This window comes from Pseudoclavibacter sp. RFBJ3, assembly GCF_002931375.1.
Lineage (GTDB): Bacteria > Actinomycetota > Actinomycetes > Actinomycetales > Microbacteriaceae > Pseudoclavibacter.
This window is the reverse complement of record NZ_PSXZ01000005.1, coordinates 252050-272947: the sequence shown is the minus strand read 5'-3', so window position 1 is coordinate 272947 and position 20898 is coordinate 252050. Positions and strand designations below refer to the sequence as shown.

Annotated in this window: 21 protein-coding genes; 3 read left to right on the top strand and 18 right to left on the bottom strand. The window is 67.5% G+C overall.

The genetic code is table 11. The features are described 5' to 3' along the window. Window positions 1–11: 11 nt before the first annotated feature. The 5 genes from priA to C5E07_RS07385 all read right to left on the bottom strand — a co-directional run bounded on the left by priA (window position 12) and on the right by C5E07_RS07385 (window position 3596). Window positions 12–755 (bottom strand): bifunctional 1-(5-phosphoribosyl)-5-((5-phosphoribosylamino)methylideneamino)imidazole-4-carboxamide isomerase/phosphoribosylanthranilate isomerase PriA, encoded by a 744-nt coding sequence (gene priA / locus C5E07_RS07405; protein WP_104298968.1) that lies wholly within the window; start codon window positions 753–755, stop codon window positions 12–14. A gap of 121 nt (window positions 756–876) precedes the next feature. Continuing rightward, entirely contained in the window at window positions 877–1530 is a 654-nt protein-coding gene (gene hisH, locus C5E07_RS07400; RefSeq protein ID WP_104298967.1) for an imidazole glycerol phosphate synthase subunit HisH, read from the bottom strand. Further along, window positions 1527–2135: an imidazoleglycerol-phosphate dehydratase HisB gene (gene hisB, locus C5E07_RS07395; protein ID WP_104298966.1), complete on the bottom strand. Its 609-nt coding sequence runs from the start codon at window positions 2133–2135 to the stop codon at window positions 1527–1529. The genes hisH and hisB overlap by 4 nt, the downstream gene beginning before the upstream one ends. A 9-nt stretch (window positions 2136–2144) precedes the next feature. Further along, window positions 2145–3233 (bottom strand): histidinol-phosphate transaminase, encoded by a 1089-nt coding sequence (locus tag C5E07_RS07390; protein WP_104298965.1) that lies wholly within the window; start codon window positions 3231–3233, stop codon window positions 2145–2147. Window positions 3234–3278: 45 nt separating this feature from the next. After that, window positions 3279–3596, bottom strand: a complete 318-nt coding sequence (locus C5E07_RS07385; protein WP_104298964.1) for a LysM peptidoglycan-binding domain-containing protein — start codon at window positions 3594–3596, stop codon at window positions 3279–3281. A 225-nt stretch (window positions 3597–3821) separates the two neighbouring features. On the opposite strand from C5E07_RS07385, the gene lexA reads away from it, so the two are divergent. Further along, the gene (lexA, locus tag C5E07_RS07380) at window positions 3822–4475 is read left to right on the top strand and encodes a transcriptional repressor LexA (protein WP_104240877.1); all 654 of its coding nucleotides are present in this window, start codon (window positions 3822–3824) and stop codon (window positions 4473–4475) included. A gap of 113 nt (window positions 4476–4588) precedes the next feature. On the opposite strand, the gene hflX is transcribed toward lexA, so the two are convergent. Then, complete coding sequence (gene hflX, locus C5E07_RS07375) at window positions 4589–6115, bottom strand: GTPase HflX (protein WP_104298963.1); 1527 nt, start codon at window positions 6113–6115, stop codon at window positions 4589–4591. Window positions 6116–6151: 36 nt separating this feature from the next. On the opposite strand from hflX, the gene C5E07_RS07370 reads away from it, so the two are divergent. Further along, window positions 6152–6763 (top strand): class I SAM-dependent methyltransferase, encoded by a 612-nt coding sequence (locus tag C5E07_RS07370; RefSeq protein WP_104240875.1) that lies wholly within the window; start codon window positions 6152–6154, stop codon window positions 6761–6763. On the opposite strand, the gene dapF is transcribed toward C5E07_RS07370, so the two are convergent. Genes dapF through miaB form a run of 3 tightly spaced genes read right to left on the bottom strand, consistent with a single transcriptional unit; the run spans window position 6732 to window position 10136 of the window. Continuing rightward, entirely contained in the window at window positions 6732–7643 is a 912-nt protein-coding gene (gene dapF, locus C5E07_RS07365; protein ID WP_104298962.1) for a diaminopimelate epimerase, read from the bottom strand. The genes C5E07_RS07370 and dapF overlap by 32 nt on opposite strands. 55 nt (window positions 7644–7698) lie before the next feature. Continuing rightward, window positions 7699–8610 carry a tRNA (adenosine(37)-N6)-dimethylallyltransferase MiaA gene (gene miaA / locus C5E07_RS07360; RefSeq protein ID WP_258063801.1) on the bottom strand — a complete coding sequence of 304 codons (912 nt, stop codon included), beginning with the start codon at window positions 8608–8610 and terminating at the stop codon, window positions 7699–7701. 2 nt (window positions 8611–8612) lie between these two features. Continuing rightward, entirely contained in the window at window positions 8613–10136 is a 1524-nt protein-coding gene (miaB, locus tag C5E07_RS07355) for a tRNA (N6-isopentenyl adenosine(37)-C2)-methylthiotransferase MiaB (protein WP_104298960.1), read from the bottom strand. 67 nt (window positions 10137–10203) lie between these two features. On the opposite strand from miaB, the gene C5E07_RS07350 reads away from it, so the two are divergent. Further along, complete coding sequence (locus C5E07_RS07350; RefSeq protein WP_146080541.1) at window positions 10204–11145, top strand: hypothetical protein; 942 nt, start codon at window positions 10204–10206, stop codon at window positions 11143–11145. On the opposite strand, the gene C5E07_RS07345 is transcribed toward C5E07_RS07350, so the two are convergent. From C5E07_RS07345 to dapA, 9 genes are all read right to left on the bottom strand, one after another. Beyond that, window positions 11107–11739, bottom strand: a complete 633-nt coding sequence (locus C5E07_RS07345; protein ID WP_181057868.1) for a regulatory protein RecX — start codon at window positions 11737–11739, stop codon at window positions 11107–11109. The genes C5E07_RS07350 and C5E07_RS07345 overlap by 39 nt on opposite strands. 206 nt (window positions 11740–11945) lie before the next feature. Further along, entirely contained in the window at window positions 11946–13025 is a 1080-nt protein-coding gene (gene recA, locus C5E07_RS07340) for a recombinase RecA (protein ID WP_104240869.1), read from the bottom strand. A gap of 258 nt (window positions 13026–13283) precedes the next feature. Beyond that, window positions 13284–13514, bottom strand: a complete 231-nt coding sequence (locus C5E07_RS07335) for a DUF3046 domain-containing protein (RefSeq protein ID WP_104240868.1) — start codon at window positions 13512–13514, stop codon at window positions 13284–13286. Between the two features lie 72 nt (window positions 13515–13586). Then, the gene (locus C5E07_RS07330; RefSeq protein ID WP_104298957.1) at window positions 13587–13898 is read right to left on the bottom strand and encodes a helix-turn-helix domain-containing protein; all 312 of its coding nucleotides are present in this window, start codon (window positions 13896–13898) and stop codon (window positions 13587–13589) included. Window positions 13899–14067: 169 nt separating this feature from the next. Beyond that, entirely contained in the window at window positions 14068–14607 is a 540-nt protein-coding gene (locus tag C5E07_RS07325) for a CinA family protein (RefSeq protein WP_104298956.1), read from the bottom strand. Then, window positions 14604–15236: a CDP-diacylglycerol--glycerol-3-phosphate 3-phosphatidyltransferase gene (pgsA, locus tag C5E07_RS07320; protein WP_104298955.1), complete on the bottom strand. Its 633-nt coding sequence runs from the start codon at window positions 15234–15236 to the stop codon at window positions 14604–14606. The genes C5E07_RS07325 and pgsA overlap by 4 nt, the downstream gene beginning before the upstream one ends. 14 nt (window positions 15237–15250) lie before the next feature. Then, a complete protein-coding gene (locus C5E07_RS07315; RefSeq protein WP_104298954.1) occupies window positions 15251–18106 on the bottom strand; it encodes a DNA translocase FtsK in 2856 nt (951 codons plus the stop codon). 85 nt (window positions 18107–18191) lie between these two features. Then, a complete protein-coding gene (locus tag C5E07_RS07310) occupies window positions 18192–19865 on the bottom strand; it encodes a ribonuclease J (RefSeq protein WP_104240863.1) in 1674 nt (557 codons plus the stop codon). Window positions 19866–19913: 48 nt separating this feature from the next. Beyond that, the gene (dapA, locus tag C5E07_RS07305) at window positions 19914–20888 is read right to left on the bottom strand and encodes a 4-hydroxy-tetrahydrodipicolinate synthase (protein ID WP_104240862.1); all 975 of its coding nucleotides are present in this window, start codon (window positions 20886–20888) and stop codon (window positions 19914–19916) included. Window positions 20889–20898: the final 10 nt, after the last annotated feature.

Genomic DNA, 20898 nt, shown 5'->3' with positions numbered 1-20898 from the left:
GACCTCTCGAGTCAGGATGCGACGTCGAGCGCTTCGACGAGCGTGAAGGCCCCCGAGTAGAGCGCCTTGCCGATGATCGCGCCCTCGAGGCCCTGCGGCACGAGGCCACGCAGCGCCGCGATGTCGTCGAGACTCGAAACGCCGCCAGAGGCGACGACGGGACGGTCGGTCCGGTCGAGGATGTCGCTGAGGAGCTGGAGGTTCGGGCCCTGGAGGGTGCCGTCCTTCGTCACGTCGGTCACGACGTAACGTGCGCAACCGGCCTCCTCGAGCCGTTCGAGTACCGACCAGAGGTCACCAGCATCGCGCGTCCAGCCGCGAGCCGCGAGCGTGGTGCCACGCACGTCGAGGCCGACGGCGATGAGCTCGCCGTAGCGAGCGATGACGTTCGCCGCCCACTCCGGATTCTCGAGCGCGGCGGTGCCGAGGTTGATGCGGCGCGCACCGGCGTCCACCGCACGCTCGAGGGACTCGTCGTCACGGATCCCGCCGGACAGCTCCACATTGACGTGCTTGGCCGCCCGGATGACGCGCTTGATGACACTGCGGTTCTCCCCGCGCCCGAAGGCCGCGTCGAGGTCCACGAGGTGGATCCACTCCGCACCCTGCTCGATCCAGTCCTCCGCCGCATCCACAGGATCGCCGTAGTTCGTGGCGGAGTCGGCCTCGCCCTGAACCAGACGAACCGCCTTGCCGCCGGCGAGGTCGATTGCGGGGAAGAGCACGAGCTCCGGTGACGTGTTGAATTCGCTCACGCGCGTAGGTTCCTTGTTCTCGTTCTGAGGCGCCGGGGCATCGACGCCGAAAGGGGATGCCCTGGCAGTCCGGGCAATAGCGTATCGGCAGGCGGCGGTGCAGCGCGCCGACGCAGCAGCACTAGGCGCGCTTCGGCAGCGTCTCGATCCAGTTCCGAAGCAGGCGCACGCCAGCCTCGCCGGACTTCTCCGGGTGGAACTGCGTCGCCGACAACGGGCCGTTCTCGACTGCCGCGATGAAGCGCTCGCCGTGCTCGGCATGGGTCACGAGCACCGGGCGGGCCTTCGGATGCGGGTCGAGCGGGAGCTCATGCGCCGCGTACGAGTGCACGAAATAGAAGCGCTCGCGAGCAATGCCGGCGAAGAGCTTCGAGTCGGCCGGGGGGTCGACGAGGTTCCATCCCATGTGCGGAAGGACCTCTGCCCGCAGTTCGGTCACCTCGCCCGGCCATTCGCCCAGACCTTCGGCTCGCCTGCCACCCTCGATGCCGCCGTCGAAGAAGATCTGCATGCCGACGCAGATGCCGAGCACGGGGCGCCCCCCTGCAAGGCGCCGGCCGACGATCTCCCCGATGCGCTGACGATTGATGGCCTCCATGACGTGAGCGAAGCTCCCGACACCTGGCACGACGTAGCCGTCGGCGTCGGCGGCGGCAGCGCGGTCGGCCGTCAGCTCGACCTCAGCACCAGCCGCTTCGAGCGCCTTCACGGCCGAGTGAACGTTGCCCGAGCCGTAGTCAGCGACGACCACCCGCGGACGTGCGACTGAAGTCACAGCGCGCCCTTGGTCGAAGGAATGCCCACGACCTCCGGGTCGAGTCGCTTGGCCGCGCGGAACGCACGGGCGAACGCCTTGAACTCCGCTTCGGCGATGTGGTGCGGGTCGCGCCCGCGGATGACCTCGACGTGCACCGTCAGACCGGCGTGGAACGTGATCGCCTCGAAGACGTGACGCACCATCGCGCCCGTGAAGTGCCCGCCGATGAGGTGGTAGATGAAGGCCTCCGGCTCCCCGGTGTGCACGAGGAACGGACGCCCCGAGATGTCGACGACGGCTTCGGCGAGCGACTCATCGAGCGGCACCCTCGCATCGCCGTAGCGCGCGATGCCCGACTTGTCGCCGAGGGCCTGGCGGATCGCCTGACCGAGCACGATCGCCGTGTCCTCGACCGTGTGGTGCACGTCGATCTCCGTGTCACCCGTCGCACGGACCGTGAGATCGGTCAGCGAGTGCTTCGCAAAGGCGTTCAGCATGTGGTCATAGAACGGAACCGACGTCTGGATGTCGGCGATGCCGGTCCCGTCGAGGTTCAGGCTCAGCTCGATCGAGGACTCGCTCGTCGCGCGTGAGACGGTCGCGGTGCGTGGCGTCGTGGTCATCGCTCCAGCCTAGGCCTTCCCTGCATCGGTGATCTCGGCGAGTGCGGCCAGGAACGCGCTCGTCTCCGCGCGCGTCCCGGCGGTCACCCGAAGCGCGTTCGGGATGCCGACATCCCGCACCAGGATGTCGCGGTCGAGGAGCTGCTGGAACGTAGCCGCGGGATCCGCGACGTCGCCGAACAGCACGAAGTTCGCGCCAGACTCCCACGGCGTGTAGCCAAGACGGGGCAGCTCCACCAGCAGGCGGTCGCGCTGCTCGCGGATGGCATCGACCTGCTGGAGCATGATCTCCGAGCACTCGAGCGCTGCGGTCGCGGCGGCCTGGGTGATCGCGGAGAGGTGGTACGGCAGCCGAACGAGTCGGACGGCGTCGACGACGGCCTCGTGAGCCGCGAAGTACCCGACGCGGGCGCCAGCGAAGGCGAACGCCTTGCTCATGGTCCTCGAGACCACGAGCCGCTCGCGACCCGGGAGAAGGGAGAGCGCGGTCTCCTGACCATCAGGGAGGAACTCGGCGTAGGCCTCATCGACGATCAGGATGCCGTCGGTCGCGTCGTACGCAGCCGCGATCACGTCGAGATCGGTGACGGTGCCCGTGGGGTTGTTCGGCGTGCAGATGATGGTGATGTCGGGGCGCTCTCGACGAAGTGCCTCCGTGACGAGGTCCGCGGTCAGCGCGAAGCCGTCAGCGCGTGACACCGGAATCCATTCGGACCCAACCCCTCTGGCGAGAAGGGGGTACATCGAGTAGCTGGGTGTGAAGCTGAGCACGCTGCGCCCGGGGCCACCGAAGACCTGCAGCAGCTGCTGCATGATCTCGTTCGAGCCGTTGGCGGCCCACACCTGTTCGGGACCGATGCCCCGGCCCAGGTAGACGCTCAGCTGCTCGCGCAACTTCGTGAACTCGCGGTCCGGGTAGCGATTGAGTCCGGGGAGCTCGCGGGCGATCGCCTCGATGATTCGCCTTGCCACGACCTCCGGCACGGGGTGCGGATTCTCGTTGACGTTGATGGCAACGCGCACCGGCTGCTGCGGCGCTCCGTAGGGGGTGAGTCCGCGGAGGTCGTCACGGATGGGCAGATCTTCGAACGAGGTCACCGCACAAGCCTACGACGCGGTCTGCGCCTGGAATGGGCTGCGGACTCAGTCGAGTGGGAGGGCGAGGCGCTGGCCGGCCTGAACCGTGCCGTTCTCGAGAGCGTTGAGCTTGGAGATCTCGACGATGACGTCGCGGATATCGGAATCGCCCGCGACCTCCTCGGCGATGCCCCAGAGCGTGTCGCCAGCGCCGACGGTGACGTACTCGAACTCGACGTCTGCGGCGTCGCTCGAGGCCGCCGCGGAGTTCATGTGCGTGGCCCCGACGGCGATGGCTGCGGCGACGGGCAGCGCAGCGATGGCGAGCAGGACACGACGGCCTCGGACGGTGAGGCGGAGTGGTGCAACGGCAGTGGTGTTCATGATTCCTCCTGATTCGTCCACATCTTCGAGTGGTCGAATGTATGTACTGAATATAGCTACGAACAAAGTGCCAAGTCAAGGCTTCCAGTTCGAATCTCTCGAACTTTCATCCACAACACTCGAAGAAATGTTTCGTACCTGCGTGCACCCTCGGTAGGGTTGGCGCTATCAGGCAGTGCATCACCTGCCACCGACATTCCGTGTCGGAGAGCGGACGGAGACGACATGGCCAAGAAGCCAGCGAGCGACATCTACAGAAAACTGACCGAGAAGCAGGAGCGCATCCTGACCTGCATCATGGAGTCGGTGCGCACGCGCGGGTACCCGCCGAGCATGCGCGAGATCGGCGACGAAGTCGGCCTCGTCTCCTTGTCGAGCGTCACCCACCAGCTCGGCCAGCTGGAGAAGTTCGGCTACATCAAGCGCAATCCGGGCATGCCCCGCGCCCTCGAGGTGCTGGTGCACTTCGACCACACCGACGATGGCGATTCCAACGAGACGGCTGAGGCCGCGTTCGTCCCGGTAGTCGGTAGGATCGCAGCCGGCATCCCGATCACGGCGGAGCAGCAGGTCGAAGACGTCTTCGCGCTCCCCCGTCAGATCGTCGGCAAGGGAGAGCTCTTCCTGCTCCGTGTCGTTGGCGAGTCGATGATCGATGCTGCCATCTGCGACGGCGACTGGGTCGTCGTGCGGTCACAGCGCAACGCGGAGAACGGCGACATCGTCGCCGCGATGCTCGACGGAGAAGCCACGGTCAAGACCTTCCGCAAGCGTGACGGCCACATCTGGCTGCTCCCCCGCAACAGCGACTTCGAGCCCATCCTCGGCGATGAGTCCGAGATCCTCGGCAAGGTCGTCGCTGTCCTCCGCTCCATCTGAGAGCAGCCGGAAGCACCGGCGCCTGCACACGTCAGCAGATGCAGAAGAGCGGCGAGCCCGATGGGCTCGCCGCTCTTCTGCATGCCTCCCTCAGGAGGACTGAGGCGTATGCGTCAGCCTGCGACCGCGAACGCCTCGAACAGTCCGAGCTGGTCGGGGTGGACCCGGGCCTTGAGCCGCGTGCCGCTCTCCACGTGCTCGAGCTCGAGCACCGCTCCTCGCTCGTGCAGGTAGGAGACGAGATCGCCGCGCTCGAAGGGCACAAGGACCTCGATGGTCACCTCGGGGGTTGGCAGGAGCTCGGCGATGCGCCCGAGCAGCAGGTCGATGCCCTCGCCCGTGTGCGCGGAGACGAAGAGGCCGTCGGGGGCGAGCCCCTGGAGCTCGAGGCGTCGATCGCTATCGACCAGGTCGGCCTTCGTGAAGACCACGATCTCGGGAACATCGTGGGCTTCGACCTCTCCGATGACGTCTCGCACCGTGGCGAGCTGCGCGGCGGGATCCGGGTGGGAGGCGTCGACGGCATGCACGATGACATCGGCAGCCTGCAGCTCCTCGAGCGTCGAGCGGAAGGCTTCGACCAGCTGGTGGGGCAGGTTACGCACGAAGCCGACCGTGTCGGCAATCGTGTAGGGGCGGCCGTCTTCCGTCGCCGCCTTGCGCACCGTCGCGTCGAGGGTCGCGAAGAGAACGTTCTCGACCAGGACGCCCGCATGCGTGATGCGGTTGAGGAGGCTCGACTTGCCGGCGTTCGTGTACCCCACGATCGCGACGGCCGGAACCTGGTTGCGCTGTCGGGTCGCGCGCTTCACGTCACGCGAATCCTTCATGTCGGCGATCTGGTGGCGAAGCTTGGCCATCTTCGTGCGGATGCGCCGACGGTCGAGCTCGATCTTGGTCTCTCCAGGGCCTCGTGACCCCATGCCGGCACCGCCGGAGCCGACCTGACCACCGGCCTGCCGGGACATCGACTCGCCCCATCCGCGAAGGCGCGGGAGCATGTACTCCATCTGCGCCAGCTCGACCTGCGCCTTGCCCTCGCGGCTCTTGGCGTGCTGGGAGAAGATGTCGAGGATCACCGCGGTGCGGTCGATGACCTTCACCTTGATCTCGTCTTCGAGCGCGCGACGCTGGCTGGGCGCGAGCTCGGTGTCGGCGACCACCGTGTCGGCTTCGAGCGCCGCGACGATCTCCTTGAGCTCAGCGACCTTGCCTCGGCCGAGGTACGTGGCGGGGTCGGGGTTCGGCCGACGCTGCAGCACGCCGTCGAGGACGACGGCTCCCGCAGTCTCGGCGAGTGCGGCCAGCTCCTGCATCGAGTTCTCGGCCTCCTCGAGGGAGTTCCTGCGGTAGACGCCGACGAGCACGACCCGCTCGAGGCGCACCTTGCGGTACTCGACCTCGGTGACGTCCTCGAGTTCCGTTCGCAGGCTCTCGACTCGTCGCAGCGACTGCCTGGCTTCTCGTTCGAGCTGGTCGCCGTCGGCCTCGCCGTCATAGCTCGTGCTGGCGCCGTCCTGCAGCGCCTGCGCTCTGCCGGCGGAGAACAGGGTCATCGTGGCGCCCGGTTCCTTCGCGGCTCGGAGGATTCGGTCGATCGCGTCGTTGCTCTCGCCTGGAGGAGTCTCAGAATCTCGCATATTCGTACTATTCTACGCCGGTGCTAGCGTCTAGGGGTGACCGCTCAGCATTACTTCTCAGCAACCCCGGACGGGCCTCTCGAGCGGCGACGCGTCGTCGCCAACCTCCGGGGCCGAACGGTGACCGTCATCACGGCAGGCGGTACCTTCAGCCCTGAGCACGTGGACCGCGGCACCCAGGCGCTCCTGCACGCAGCACCCCCGCCGCCCTCGACCGGAACCGCGCTGGACCTCGGGTGCGGCTGGGGACCGATCGCGCTCGCACTCGCACTCGAGTCGCCCGAACTGGACGTGCGGGCCGTCGACGTCAACGAACGGGCGCTGCTGCTCACCGGTGAGAACGCGCAGGCCCTCGGACTCGACAACATCACGCCGACGCGCCCCGAGGATGTCCCCGAGGACACGACCTTCGACCTCATCTGGTCGAACCCGCCCATCCGAATCGGCAAAGAGGCCCTGCACGAGCTGCTCTCCGCGTGGCTGCCGCGCCTCAGCGCCGAGGGAGAAGCCTGGCTCGTCGTCGCCAAGAAGCTCGGCGGCGACTCACTGCAGTCCTGGATCGCGGCGCAGTTCGGACCAGAGCTGTCCGTCGAGCGGCACTCGACGGACGCGGGCTTCAGAGTGCTGCGGGTGAGGCGAGTTCGCTAGCGAGCTCGTCCTCGATACTGCCAGTGAAGGCGATCTCGGCCGGCCCCGCCAGGAAGACATGCTCGACGCCGTCGACAGCTCCGACCGTCACCTGCAGCACGCCACCCGGCACACCGACCGACCAGGCATCCGGCGCGCCAGCGCCCGCCCAGTAGCGAACCGCCAGTGCTGACGCGACGGCCCCGGTGCCGCAGGAGAGAGTCTCGCCGACGCCCCGCTCGTGCACGCGCATCCGGATGTGCCCGACGCCGTCCTGCACCAGCTGGTCGTGCGGGACGACGAACTCGACGTTGGCTCCCAGCTCAGGGGCTGGATCGATGAGCGGTGCATGGAAGAGCTCGAGCCGCTCGAGCTCTTCCTCGCTCGAGAGCGCGACGACGACGTGAGGGTTTCCGACGTCGATCCCGAGCCCCGGGCGTGAGACGCCGATGTGCGGGACGGTGACGAGCGGCTCGCCACCTTCGAGGCGCCACGGCCCCATGTCGACCTTGAAGCCCGTGCCGTCTCGCTCGACGACCCGCAGACCGGCACGCGTGCCGATCTCCAGCCGCTCACCCGCCTCAAGGGTCACCAGCCCTGTTTCCGTGAGGAAGCGCGCGAACGCGCGCACCCCGTTGCCGCACATCTCCGCGATCGATCCGTCGCCGTTGCGGTAGTCCATGAACCATTCGGCCAGGGGGTGGGCTGCCTGCAGCTCGCGCCCTTCAGCGAGGTTCTGCGAGCGAACCGCTCGGATGAGACCGTCTGCGCCGACACCGAAATTGCGATCGCACAGCCGCGCCACGCGCTGAGGCCCGAGGTCCAGCTCCCCGTCCGGGTCAGAGACGAGGACGAAGTCGTTGCCGGTGGCCTGCGCCTTGGTGAACGCGAGTTGTGTCATGGGGCCAATGCTACGGAACTCTCGATCCCCGTGTGCGCCGTGCGTGGTCTCCCGGTCAGAGTCCGGCGGCCTGGAGGATGCGCTGCGCCGCGAACCCCTCCCCGCTCTGGGCGCGGACCGCGCTCTCGTAGCGTCGGAACCAGGAGACCTGGCGCCTGGCGTACTTCCGGGTCAAGAGCTGCGCCTCCGCGATCGCCTCGGCGCGGCTCATCTCGCCCCGAAGCTCCGCGAGTGCCTGCTGGTACCCGATCGCGCGCTTGGCGGTGCCGCCCTGCTCCAGCCCGGCCTCGGCAAGCGCCTGCGTCTCCTCCAGCAGCCCCGACTCCCACATGCGCTCGACGCGGGCGCCGAGCCTGGGGGTGAGCACCTCCCGGTGCTCTTCGACGACGGCGAACGTCACGTCCCGCCATCTGGCTTCCTGGTCAGGCAGCTGAGCGCTGAACGGCTCCCCCGTGACCTCGATCACCTCGAGCGCCCGTACGAGGCGCCGTCCGTTGCGCGCGTCGATGGTGGCCGCGGCCTGGGGGTCGAGTGCACGGAGCCGCGCGAAGAGCGGACCGGGACCCTCGAGCTGCAGCTCCGCCTCGAGCTCGGCTCGCACGGCGGGGTCGGTCCCTGGAAAGCGCAGATCGAAGCAGACGGCCGCGATGTAGAGCCCAGAGCCCCCAACGAGGATGGGCACATCTCCCTCGGCCTCGATCTCCTCGATCAGCCCTCGAGCCCGCTCTTGATACCAGGCGACACTCGCGTCTTCCGTGACATCGAGCACGTCGAGCAGATGATGCGGCACCCCCTCACGGTCTTCGGGGGCGAGCTTGGCGGTTCCGACATCCATGCCCCGATAGAGCTGCATGGCGTCGGCGTTGATGACCTGAGCTCCGCGCCCGGAGGCGCGCAGGCGGGCGGCGATGTCCAGCGACAGCTGCGACTTCCCCGTGCCGGTTGCTCCCCCGATGGCGATGAACACGCTCAGCCGCGCCGGATCGTCGGGAGTCCGAGCGAGACGCGAGCAGGTGCCCCGGCCGGCGCGGGGACTGCGCAGCTCTCGGCAAGCGAGCGGTCCCAGGCGTCCCCCGCTCTCGTGCGACGGACGTCGAGGCGGCTCGATGTGGCATCTGCGACGAGGTGGAACGATGCCGCTCCCGTGATCTCAGCGGTGACGACATCACCGGGTCGTGGACGTTCTGCGCCGTCTGGGAGCGAGAAGTGCACAAGCCGGTTGTCCTCCGAGCGTCCCGACATGCGGTGTGTCTCGTCGTCCTTCTTGCCTTCTGCTGCGCTGACCAGGATGCGCTGGACGCTGCCGATCAACTTCTCGTTCTCTTCCCGGCTGATGCGGTCCTGCAGCTTCATGAGTCGCTCGTAGCGCTCCTGCACGACTGCCTTCGGCACCTGGTCGGGCATCGTCGCGGCCGGTGTTCCTGGCCGGATGGAGTACTGGAAGGTGAATGCGCTCGCGAATCTGGACGCCTCGACGACACGCATCGTCTCTGCGAAGTCTTCCTCGGTCTCGCCGGGGAAGCCGACGATGATGTCCGTCGTTATCGCGGCGTGAGGCATCTGCTCGCGGACGCTGTCGAGGATGCCGAGGAACTTGGCGCTGCGATAGGAGCGCCTCATGGCCTTCAAGATGCGGTCGGAGCCCGATTGCAGCGGCATGTGCAGCTGGGGCATCACGTTGGGTGTCTCGGCCATGGCGTCGATGACGTCCTGCGTGAAGGCCGCCGGGTGCGGGCTGGTGAAGCGCACCCGCTCGAGCCCATCGATGCTGCCAGCGGCACGCAGGAGCTTGCTGAACGCCTGCCGGTCGCCGAACTCGACTCCGTACGAGTTGACGTTCTGCCCGAGGAGGGTGACTTCGATGGCGCCATCGTCGACGAGCGCCTGGATCTCGTTCAGGACATCGCCTGGCCTGCGGTCCTTCTCCTTGCCCCGCAGAGATGGGACGATGCAGAACGTGCAGGTGTTGTTGCAGCCGACGGAGATCGAGACCCACCCCGAGTAGGTCGAGTCACGCTTCGTCGGAAGTGTGGAGGGGAACACGTCGAGGGACTCGAGGATCTCGAGCTGTGCTTCCTCGTTGTGTCGGGCTCGCTCGAGCAGACTCGGGAGCGCACCCATGTTGTGCGTGCCGAACACGACGTCGACCCATGGGGCCTTCTCGAGGATCGTCCCGCGGTCCTTCTGCGCGAGGCATCCGCCGACGGCGATCTGCATGCCCTCGTGCTCGCGCTTGATCGCGGCGAGCTGGCCGAGGTTGCCGTAGAGCCGGTTGTCGGCGTTCTCTCGAACCGCACAGGTGTTGATGACGACGATGTCCGGGTCGGCTCCGTCGGCTTCGACGTAGCCTGCCGCACGAAGGGATCCGGACATGCGCTCGGAGTCGTGCACGTTCATCTGGCAGCCCAGAGTGCGCACCTCGTAGCTCCGCGGAGTACCGTCCGGCTTGAGTGCTGCCGGGGATGATGCGATGGGTGTGGCTGTCTCGCTCATGATCCGTCAATTCTACGTTCGCTTCACGCCTGGCCATTCCCACCGCTACGCTGACGGGATGCGAGCCATGACCTCAGATGACGGCGTCACGCCAGCAACTTCTCTTGCTCTTCAGCGAGGTCTGCTGCAGACCGATGCCGGCCCAGTGGAGGCTCATGGTGCGCGGGTCGCTGCGATCTCGGCCCCGAGCGGGGCTCTGTACGTAGGTCCCGCTGGCGGTGAGAACGGTGTCGACGGCCTGGTCCTCCGGACGAGCGGCGGCCCGCTGGCTGCGACGACGACGGTGGTGTCGGATGCGTCTGGGGCCTCGCGAGTGGAAGCGCTCACGGTCTCGACGAACGACGAGCCCGAGCGCTGGCGCGATGCGCCCCGCGAGGAGGCGTACTGGCATTCGCTGCCTGGCGAGCTGCAGGGCGAGGTACCGGTGGTCGAGCCCCGTCACGGTCTGCTGATCGTGTGCGACGCGGGGCTGCGCGACCAGTACCGGCAGAGTGATTTCGCGTGGGATCGCTGGGTCGACGAGGTTGTGGCCCCCGCCGCAGCCGCGAGCTCGGAAGCGGCGGTTGCTGTGGCGTTCGCTGGTCGAAGTGAGGTGCTCCTGGCCCTGTCGTCCGTCTCGTTTCCGTCGGGTGCCGCGGTTTTCGCCGGGTTCGATGCTGGCCTGCAGATCGCTGCAGTGCATCTTGCGCCGGTTGCCGAGCATGAGCAGGAGGCTGCGATCGTTCTGGTGCGGCGAGCGCGCGCCTCGTTGCGTGACGGAGACCCGGCAGGGGCGACGGCTCAGGCTATGGCGGCGATCTCTGCGCTCGAAGCGGAACGTGATCTGCGCGCCGCTGGCCGAGTCGGATTCGTGCTCGCGGAGGCCCATGACCGTGCAGGCGCCCCGGCTGCCGCTCGCCGAGCCCTCGAGGAGGCGCTTGTCCGCCTCGAGGTGACGCGCGACGCCGAGGGCCAGCGAGTGGCGCTGGCGCTACTCGACGGGCGTGGCGCCGAAGAACACGCCGGCTGAACCGCTCGAAGACCTGCCTGACCTCGGTCCGCCCTGCACGACTTCGCGTGCCGCGTTGAAGGCAACACCAGCGGAATAGCCGCGTCGTGACAGGAAACCGGCGATGCGCCGGATCGCGACGTCGGGCTCCAGGCCCTTGACACGTCGAAGCCGGTCGGCGGCGAGGTCGCGAGCCCGTTCGAGCTCGTCGTCACGGTCGACTTCGGCGAGGGCCTCCGTCATGGCCTCAGCCGAGATGAAGCGCTCTCGGAGCGCGCGCTCGACTCCCTGGATGCCGGAGTGCTTCTTGTCTCGCGCCTTGTGAACAAGCAGCTCGGCGAGCCGCAGGTCGTCGAGGTAGCCGAGTTCCGTGCACCGTTCGATGACCTGTTCGATCTCGTCGTCGTCGAGGCGAAGGGACTCTTCGAACTCGGCGGCTTCCTCGGTGCCGTCCTCCGGAGCATGCGCACCCTTGGGATCTTCACCACGCCAAGCCCGGAGGAGGCGTCGCGCCTCCTCCGTGGACCGGTCGCTGCGAGCAAGGGCCCGCACGAGCGTCTCCTGCGCCTCCGCGGTGAGCCGCTCTCGAGCTTCCGAGTCCATCCCAGCGGGCACGACGGCCGTGAAAGCCTGTGTATCGCCTTGCCCGCCAGGGATGGAAACGAGTCTTGGAGCGCTCTCCGCTGCGGTGTGAACGCCCGACGCCGGGGCCTCAGGCGTCGAGGGGCGTGTTTCAGCCGGAGCTTCAGCGGCAGCGGGGCCGCGTTTGCGCCCCTCCGGTGACGCCCCGAAGAGGGGCGTCACCGGAGCGAGGTCGTCGGTCATGCGCCGCGCCGCTGAGCGACCTTCGCGTCGGCGACGGGCGCCAGTGGTGCCTCGACTGCCTCGGCAGGAGCCTCGGCAGACTGCCCGACGCCGAGCTTCGCCAGGATCTTGCGTTCGATCTCCTCAGCGATCTCGGGGTGCTGGATGAGGAAGTTGCGGGCGTTCTCCTTGCCCTGGCCGAGCTGGTCACCCTCGTAGGTGTACCAAGCGCCGGACTTGCGCACCAGGCCGTGCTCGACACCGAAGTCGATGAGCGAGCCCTCGCGAGAGATTCCGACGCCGTAGAGGATGTCGAACTCTGCCTGCTTGAAGGGCGGCGCCATCTTGTTCTTGACGACCTTGACTCGCGTGCGGTTTCCGACGGCTTCCGTGCCGTCCTTGAGGGTCTCGATACGACGGATATCGAGGCGGACGGAGGCGTAGAACTTCAGCGCCTTGCCACCAGCGGTCGTCTCGGGGCTGCCGAAGAAGACACCGATCTTCTCGCGCAGCTGGTTGATGAAGATGGCTGTGGTCTTGGTCTGGCTGAGACCACCCGTCAGCTTGCGGAGCGCCTGGGACATGAGGCGTGCCTGCAGGCCGACGTGGCTGTCGCCCATCTCGCCCTCGATCTCGGCCTTCGGCACGAGTGCTGCGACGGAGTCGATGACGACCAGGTCGACCGAGCCCGAGCGGATCAGCATGTCGGTGATCTCGAGCGCCTGCTCTCCGGTGTCTGGCTGAGCGACGAGGAGGGCGTCGATGTCGACACCGAGCTTCTTCGCGTACTCGGGGTCGAGGGCGTGCTCGGCGTCGATGAACGCCGCGATACCTCCCGCTCGCTGGGCGTTCGCGATGGCGTGCAGCGTGAGGGTCGTCTTACCCGAGGACTCGGGACCGTAGATCTCGACGATACGTCCGCGAGGGAGTCCGCCGATGCCGAGGGCGACGTCGAGCGCGACGGAGCCGGTCGGGATGGTCTCAACGGGTGCGCGCTCGTCGCTTCCGAGGCGCATGACCGACCCCTTGCCGAACTGGCGGTCGATCTGAGCGAGTGCGGCGTCAAGCGCCTTTTCGCGGTCTGCTGGGTTTGGCATGGTGGTGATCCTCTCGGGATGTGGCGGTCGCCTCTCGGCTGTCGCGCGCTGATGGAGAGCGCTGACGACAAGGCGGATCGGGTTCCTTGGCTACTCGAGTTTCACGGTAGAGGCGACCACCGACATTCGGTGATCGAGACCCTGCAACTGTGGACAAGTCTCCGAGGAGTCCGACAGGAACACCCTACGCGCTTAGAACACGACTTCGAACATTCCGCAGGCGTGTCGGATCCGACACGGAGTCGCGCGGGCCGGAGATCAGCCTCGACGGTCGGGATCTATCGTGCCGACTCCGTGGCGCCTACCCTCGGGAACACCGGTGTCGATGCAGAGCGCGAGCCAGATCGCACGCGGCTCGACGCCATCGTCGAGGGCCTGCTTCGCGGTGCGATCACCGAGAGCCCCCAACACGAGGTCTCTCATCAGCGAGCGCCCGTAGGCCTCGCCGAACTCATCGACCACGGCCCTGTCGAACTCGCTCTTGCGCATCCCCCAAGCGTACGCCGACGGCGCCGCAGCAGATGCTGCGACGCCGTTGGACGTACCTTCGAAGCCGTCGCGCTAACGAGTGACGAGCGGCTTGCGCATGCCGAGCAGGAGGTCGTCCGGAACCGTGTCCGGGATGCTCGTCTCAAAGCGCTCATGAACGGCCAGACGGTCGCCCACTTCGCGGTAGATGGTTGAGAGGGGGGTCTCGAGGGCTTCGGCCACCGAAGCGAGGATCTCGCTCGAGGCTTCCTTCTGCCCGCGCTCGACCTCACTCAGGTACCCGAGTGCAACCGAGGCGCGACCCGCGACCTGCCGGAGCGTGTGCCCCCTGCGCAGGCGCACATCGCGCAGGACTTCACCGATCTCTTGACGCGCTAGGACCATAGCGGGGTCCTCCTTACTGCCGTGTGCCAAGAACTGTAACTTACGAGACTTCGTGGAGACTTCGTCACGCTGAGAACAACCAAGCAAACCCCGATGGTATTCCTGAAAGAAAGCCGAATGTTGAGGCGATCCGACTCAACCTTCGTGTGGCTCCGACCACGATACCTCGTCAGTGTTCCACGAGCATTTCGAGCACGTTGTGAACAGCCGCCTCGACCGTTGCCCCACGCACGCGCTGCCGACTGCCCTCGGGGTCGTCGAGTCGAACGAGCGAGGAGAAGTCCAGGTCGATCACCCGATCGCCGAAGAGCGAGGAGATGCCCACGAAGACGATGCCGGGCGCTCGCCCGGCCTGCGCCTGCGGACCGGCGACCCCCGTCGTCGACAGCCCGATGTCGAGGCGATCGGCGCGACCCGCTGCGAGCGCCGTCCGAGCGCCGAGCGCCATCGCCGCAGCGACGTCAGGATCGACCGAGCCCCGCTCCGCGAGCAGGTCCTCGTCGACTCCAAGCAGCGAGTGCTTGAGCTCTGTGCGATAGGCGACGATTCCGCCCGCCAGCGACGCCGAGATCCCAGGGATCTTCACGAGTTCGGCGACAAGCGCCCCGCCGGTCAGGGACTCCGCGACGCCGATGCTGAGGCCGGCCTCGAGGAGGACACGCCCCAACTCGACCGTCTGTGGGAGTGCTGGTGTGATTCCGCCGGTCATCGCAGGGTGCTCCCATCATCGGCCCGCAGTTCGGGCGCCTTCTTCTTCTGTGGCCGGTAGGCCTCCCACAGGTAGTCGAGACCAGACCACACCGTGAGGATGAACGCCGCGGACATGAGGATCCCGTTGACCCAGTGCACCCAATCCCCGAACACGACCCAGAGCGGGAGCAGGGCGAGCGAGATGGCGATGGCCTGGACCAGGGTCTTGAGCTTCCCGCCGCGTCCGGCCGGGAGCACGCGCTTCTTGGCGACGGCGAGACGCCAGAAGGTGATGCCGAGCTCGCGGACGAGGATGATGATCGTCACCCACCACGGCAGCTCTCCGAGTACCGACATCATGACGAGTGCCGTGCCGGTGAGCGCCTTGTCTGCGATGGGGTCGAGCAGCTTGCCGAGGTCCGTGATGAGGTTCCTGCTGCGCGCGATGTGCCCGTCGAGGCTGTCGGTGGCGATCGCGACGATGAAGAGCACCGCGGCCGCCCAGCGCCAAGGGCCGTCGCTCGATTCGTCGAGGAGGAGGAACCAGACGAAGACCGGCACGAGCAGGATGCGCGCGATGGTGATGAGGTTCGGCACGCACCAGTTGCTCACCGGTCCATCGCCCCCGCGGAGTATTCGGCCGGTCATCGTTGTGCCTCTCGCTAGTCGCGCCCTGTCAGACTCCAGGCGTCGTCGTCGCCGCTTTCGGCTTCGACTTCTTCCAGCCCATCGTATTGGGCCGCGACGGCGTCGAACGACGCGGCCATGCCATCCTGCTCGGCCATCGACGCCGCATTGGATGCCGGAGCACCTGCCGCCGGGTCCTGGCCGCGGATGCGCGCGAGCACGCCGGGGAGTTCCTCGGCGGTGACGAGGACGTCTCGCGCCTTGGACCCCTCGGAGGGACCGACGATCTCTCGGGATTCCATGAGGTCCATGAGTCTGCCGGCCTTCGCGAATCCGACGCGCAGCTTGCGCTGCAGCATAGAGGTCGAGCCGAACTGCGAGTTCACGACCAGCTCGGCTGCCGCGAGCAGGAGCTCGAGATCGTCGCCGATGTCGGCATCGATCTCCTTCTTCTCCACGACCTGCGCGACGTCGGCTCGATATTCGGGCTGCGCCTGGCGCTTGACGTGCGCCACGATCTCCATGATCTCTTTGTCGTTGACCCAGGCACCCTGCACGCGGGCAGCCTTGTTGGCTCCCGATGGGAGGAAGAGGGCGTCGCCCTGGCCGATGAGCGACTCGGCGCCGACCTGGTCGAGGATGACGCGCGAGTCGGTGGAGCTGGTCACCGCGAACGCGAGGCGGCTCGGCACGTTGGCCTTGATGAGACCGGTGACGACATCGACGCTGGGGCGCTGCGTCGCGAGTACGAGGTGGATTCCGGCGGCACGCGCGAGCTGGGTGATGCGGACGATCGAGTCCTCGACATCGCGCGGGGCGACCATCATGAGCTCGGCGAGCTCGTCGACCACGACAAGCAGGTAGGGGTACGGCTTGAGCTTCCGCTTCGAACCCTCAGGGAGGACGATGCCGCCCGAGCGGATGGCCGCGTTGAAGTCGTCGACGTGGCGGTAGCCGAAGCTCTCGAGATCGTCGTAGCGCATCTCCATCTCCTTCACGACCCACTGCAGCGCTTCCGCCGCCTTCTTGGGGTTCGTGATGATGGGGGTGATGAGGTGCGGGACGCCACTGTACGGCGTGAGCTCGACGCGCTTCGGGTCGACGAGGACCATTCGCACTTCGGCCGGGGTCGCGCGCATGAGCAGCGACACGATCATGGAGTTGACGAAGCTCGACTTTCCGGCCCCCGTGGCACCCGCCACGAGGAGGTGCGGCATCTTGGCGAGGTTCGCGAGCACGAAGCCGCCCTCGACGTCCTTGCCGACGCCGATCGTCATGGGGTGGCGCGCTGCGATCGACTCCGGGGACTGCAGGACGTCTCCGAGCGAGACGACCTCGCGGTCGGAGTTCGGGATCTCCACGCCGATGGCGCTCTTCCCGGGAATCGGCGAGAGGATGCGCACCTGATTGCTCTTGACCGCGTAGGCGATGTTGTTGGAGAGCTGGGTGACGCGCTCGACCTTGACGCCGGGGGCCACCTCGACCTCGTAGCGCGTGACGGTCGGGCCGCGCGAGAAGCCGGTGACCTTCGCGTCGACCTTGAACTGCGCGAACGTCGAGTTGAGCGCCTCGACGATGAGGTCGTTTGCCTCGGTGCGCGCGAGTGCTGGCGCACCGCGCGAGAGCATCGACTGCACCGGGAGGCTGTACGCCTGGCCCGGGGCGCCAGCGTCGCGGGAATCCCACTGCTCGGCCCCGTCTTCCGCCGTAGCCGAAGACTCTGCCGTCGCGGCTGTCGACGCCGGTGTGGCCGGCGCCGCGGCTGCGGGCGGCCCGAAGAGGTCGGCGAACTCGTCCGGATCGGTCGGCGTCGAGTCGTCCTGGATCCCTGTGGCCGAGAAGAGCGTGGGCTCGGCGACGTCGATGACATCGGTGGCGTCGTCCATCCGCACTCCGGAGAGGACCGCGGTCGGCTGCGGTCCGGTGACGGCGTTGTCCGGGTCCTCGGAGGTGAGACCGCGCAGGACGGTCGTCGTCGCCTCCGGGTCGATGCGGTGGTGCTCGTGCTTCTTCGTGTCGGCGACGGCAGTGTCGTACGGCTGCTCCTCGTAGTCGACGTCCTCTTCGCGGCCGGAGTCGTTGCGTCGCCACCACGGGAGGCGGTCCGACTCCGACGAGCGTCCGCGGTCTTCTCCGCCGAGCAGGCTCTCGTCGTCGCCGGACGCCGGCTTGCCGGCCTTCGCCGAGCGGGCGTGGGCTGCGGACTCCTCGTCGATGCCGAACATCCAGGCCCACAGCTCGCGAAGCCTGACGACGACCTTGTGCGGAGGGGTCTTCGTGATGATGAAGACGGAGAGCAGGATGAGGAGACCCGCGACGATGGCCGCACCGATGGGGGTGATGACAACACCGAGAGTGCCGCCGAGGAGCCAGCCGAGGACTCCACCGCCCAGGGCGAGCGCTGGCATGCCGTTGACGGGGTCGGGGCTGTCCGCGAGCACGTGGCAGATCGCGGAGCTCGAGACGATGCCGAGGAAGAGGCCGACGCCGATGCGCCCGTTGTCGCTCACGGAGGAGGGGTGCCGGAAGAGCCAGAGCGCGAAGAACGCGAGCACGACGGGCAACGCGTAGGAGACGCGGCCGAAGAACCCGCCGAACGTGTAGTCGTTCAAGGCCGTGGCGACCCCGTTCCCGGGGAAGAACCAGACGACCACGCCGCCGATGACGGCGAGCAGGAGGAGCAGGAACGGGAATCCGTCGCGCCGCTGGTCTTTCTCGAGCGTCTCGGGCCCGAGTGCCCGAGCGGTCTGGCCGGCGACGTTCGCGGCGGCCATCCAGGCGCGGGTCGCGATGCCCGGCTTCTCGGTCTCCGCCGGCGCCTTCGCGGCTGCCGCGCTCGCCCGCTTCTTGGGCGCGGGGGTTCGCTTGGTGTTGGACGGAGTTGTGGCCATGGTGCCCAAGGTACCTGCGGCCACCGACAGGATCGAGGATGACGCCCCGAGAGCCGCCGAGATCGGCGGCTCTCGGGGCCTGAGGTCAGGCCTCGATGACCACCGGGATGATCATCGGGTGACGGCGGTGCTTCGTGTTGACCCAGCGGCCGATCGTGCGTCGCACGACCTGCGAGAGCTGGTAGGAGTTCGAGTTGCCCGCCTCGACGGCTTCCTTGAGCGCCTTCTGGATGCCCGGGATGATGTCGTCGAAGACGGCCTCGTCCGGCGCGAACCCGCGTGCGTGGATCTCCGGGCCGACGAGGATGTTGCCGGTGGCCGCCTCGACGACGGTGAAGATGGAGATGAACCCCTCTTCAGCGAGGATGCGGCGGTCCTTGAGATCGGCGTCGGTGATGGTGCCGACCGTGGATCCGTCGACGTAGATGAAGCCGATGTCGAGCTGCGCGACCTGGCGCGCGATGCCGTCCCGCATGTCGATGACGGCGCCGTTCTCGACGACGAGCACGTTCTCGTCCGCGATGCCGGACTTCTTCGCGATCTCGGCGTTGGCGACGAGGTGTCGGATCTCGCCGTGCACGGGCATGACCTGACGCGGCTGCAGGATGTTGTAGCAGTAGAGCAGCTCGCCTGCCGCGGCGTGACCGGACACGTGCACGTTCGCGTTCGCCTTGTGCACCACGTTCGCGCCGAGCTTGATGAGCGCGTTGATGACGCGGAACACCGAGTTCTCGTTGCCCGGGATGAGGCTGGAGGCGAGGATGACGGTGTCGTCCTCCCCCACCTCGATGGCGTGCGTCTTGGACGCGATGCGGCTGAGGACGGCCATTGGCTCGCCCTGCGACCCCGTCGACATGAAGACGATCTGGTCGTCGGGCAGATTGAGCGCCTTCTTGTGGTCGATGAGCACGCCCTGCGGCACGTTGAGGTAGCCGAGCTCGGACGCGATGCCCATGTTGCGCACCATGGAGCGGCCCATGAGCGCGACGCGACGACCGTTGGCCGCGGCGGCGTCGATGACCTGCTGCACGCGGTGCACGTGGCTCGAGAAGCTCGCGACGACGACCTTGCCCTTGGTCCGCGAGATGACGTCCTCGATGACCGGGCCGATGTTGCGCTCGGTCGGCGTGAAGCCGGGGACCTCGGCGTTGGTGGAGTCGGCCATGAAGAGGTCGATGCCCTCCTCGCCGAGGCGAGCGAAGGCGCGGAGGTCCGTGAGGCGACCGTCGAGCGGCAGCTGGTCCATCTTGAAGTCGCCCGTGTGGAGCACCGTGCCGGCGTCCGTCGTGATGTGCACGGCGAGCGCATCCGGGATGGAGTGGTTGACGGCCACGAACTCGAGCGTGAAGGGCCCCATCTCCTCGATCTGCCCTTCGGCGACCGTGAGCGTGTACGGCTTGATGCGGTGCTCCTTGAGCTTCGCCTCGACGAGGGCGAGCGTCAGCGTGGAGCCGATCAGGGGGATGTCCGGCTTGAGTCGGAGGATGTACGGCACCGCTCCGATGTGGTCCTCGTGGCCGTGGGTCAGCACGATGCCCACGACGTCGTCCAGACGAGCGCGGATCGAGTCGAAGTCGGGCAGGATCAGGTCGACGCCGGGCTGCGTCTCTTCTGGGAAGAGCACGCCGCAGTCGACGATGAGGATCTTGCCGTCGATCTCGAACGTCGCCATGTTGCGGCCGACCTCGCCCAGTCCGCCGAGCGGGATGATCCGCATCGAGCCTGGTGCGAGCTTGGGAAGGTGTTCGGTCTTTGTCATATGAGCCTTCAGGAAGTCAGCGTTGCCGCTGGTGAGGTGAGGGTCGAATCAGCGGGTTGTGCCTGGGATGCGCGGGAGCGCACCACCCGCGGCCGCGTTGCGGTCAGGCCGGAAGTTCGTGAAGCTCGCGCCTTCGACGTCGCGAACCAGGTCGAGCTCGTCCTCGATGAGGGCGGCTTCCCACTCCTCCGGGCCGACGAGCGGCAACCGGACGCGGGGGGACTGGATGCGGCCGAGGCCGTGCAGGATGTACTTGGTCGCCACGGTGCCCGGAACGTGGGTCATGGTGGCCCGCACGAGCGGCTCGAGCCGCTGGTGCGCGTCCGTCGCGGTGCGCAGGTCGCCCGCGTTGACGGCGTCGACCATCATGCGGTACGGCTGCGACGCGATGTTCGCGGTCACGCCGATGAGGCCCGTCGCGCCGATCGAGAGCAGCGGGAGCGTGTTGGCGTCGTCTCCCGAGAAGTAGAGCAGCTCGGTCTGGTTGAGCACGCGGGACACCTGCGCGAGGTCGCCCTTCGCGTCCTTCACCGCGATGATGTTCGGGTGCTTGGCGAGGCGCAGGATCGTCTCGTAGGTGATCGGGATGCCCGTGCGGCCCGGGATGTCGTAGAGGATGAGCGGCAGGTCGGTCGCGTCCGCGATCATGCGGAAGTGCGTGAGCACCCCAGCCTGCGTCGGCTTGTTGTAGTACGGCGTGACGGCCATGACGCCGTCGGCGCCGGCATCCGCCGACTGCTTCGCGAGCTGGATGGCGTGTGCCGTCTCGTTCGACGGTCCACCCGTGATGATCTTCGCGCGCCCGGCCGAGACCTCCTTGCCCACGACGACGAGCTTGAGCTTCTCGGCGTCCGTGAGCGTCGACGTCTCACCGGTCGTGCCGGTGACGACGATGCCGTCAGCGCCGGCCGAGATGACGTCGTCGATGTGCTTCTCGACTCCCGCCCAATCGACTTCGCCGTCGTGCGTCATCGGAGTCACGAGTGCAACGAGCACCTGGCCGAAAGGGTTGTCCTGTTCCATCACGTCTCTC

Coding starts and splice junctions, on each gene's coding strand:
- hisB (WP_104298966.1), bottom strand. CDS start 2,135: ATGACCACGACGCCACGCACCGCGACCGTCTCACGCGCGACGAGCGAG.
- C5E07_RS07385 (WP_104298964.1), bottom strand. CDS start 3,596: ATGAACACCACTGCCGTTGCACCACTCCGCCTCACCGTCCGAGGCCGT.
- lexA (WP_104240877.1), top strand. CDS start 3,822: ATGGCCAAGAAGCCAGCGAGCGACATCTACAGAAAACTGACCGAGAAG.
- hflX (WP_104298963.1), bottom strand. CDS start 6,115: ATGCGAGATTCTGAGACTCCTCCAGGCGAGAGCAACGACGCGATCGAC.
- dapF (WP_104298962.1), bottom strand. CDS start 7,643: ATGACACAACTCGCGTTCACCAAGGCGCAGGCCACCGGCAACGACTTC.
- miaB (WP_104298960.1), bottom strand. CDS start 10,136: ATGAGCGAGACAGCCACACCCATCGCATCATCCCCGGCAGCACTCAAG.
- C5E07_RS07350 (WP_146080541.1), top strand. CDS start 10,204: ATGACCTCAGATGACGGCGTCACGCCAGCAACTTCTCTTGCTCTTCAG.
- recA (WP_104240869.1), bottom strand. CDS start 13,025: ATGCCAAACCCAGCAGACCGCGAAAAGGCGCTTGACGCCGCACTCGCT.
- C5E07_RS07335 (WP_104240868.1), bottom strand. CDS start 13,514: ATGCGCAAGAGCGAGTTCGACAGGGCCGTGGTCGATGAGTTCGGCGAG.
- C5E07_RS07330 (WP_104298957.1), bottom strand. CDS start 13,898: ATGGTCCTAGCGCGTCAAGAGATCGGTGAAGTCCTGCGCGATGTGCGC.
- C5E07_RS07325 (WP_104298956.1), bottom strand. CDS start 14,607: ATGACCGGCGGAATCACACCAGCACTCCCACAGACGGTCGAGTTGGGG.
- pgsA (WP_104298955.1), bottom strand. CDS start 15,236: ATGACCGGCCGAATACTCCGCGGGGGCGATGGACCGGTGAGCAACTGG.
- C5E07_RS07315 (WP_104298954.1), bottom strand. CDS start 18,106: ATGGCCACAACTCCGTCCAACACCAAGCGAACCCCCGCGCCCAAGAAG.
- C5E07_RS07310 (WP_104240863.1), bottom strand. CDS start 19,865: ATGACAAAGACCGAACACCTTCCCAAGCTCGCACCAGGCTCGATGCGG.
- dapA (WP_104240862.1), bottom strand. CDS start 20,888: ATGGAACAGGACAACCCTTTCGGCCAGGTGCTCGTTGCACTCGTGACT.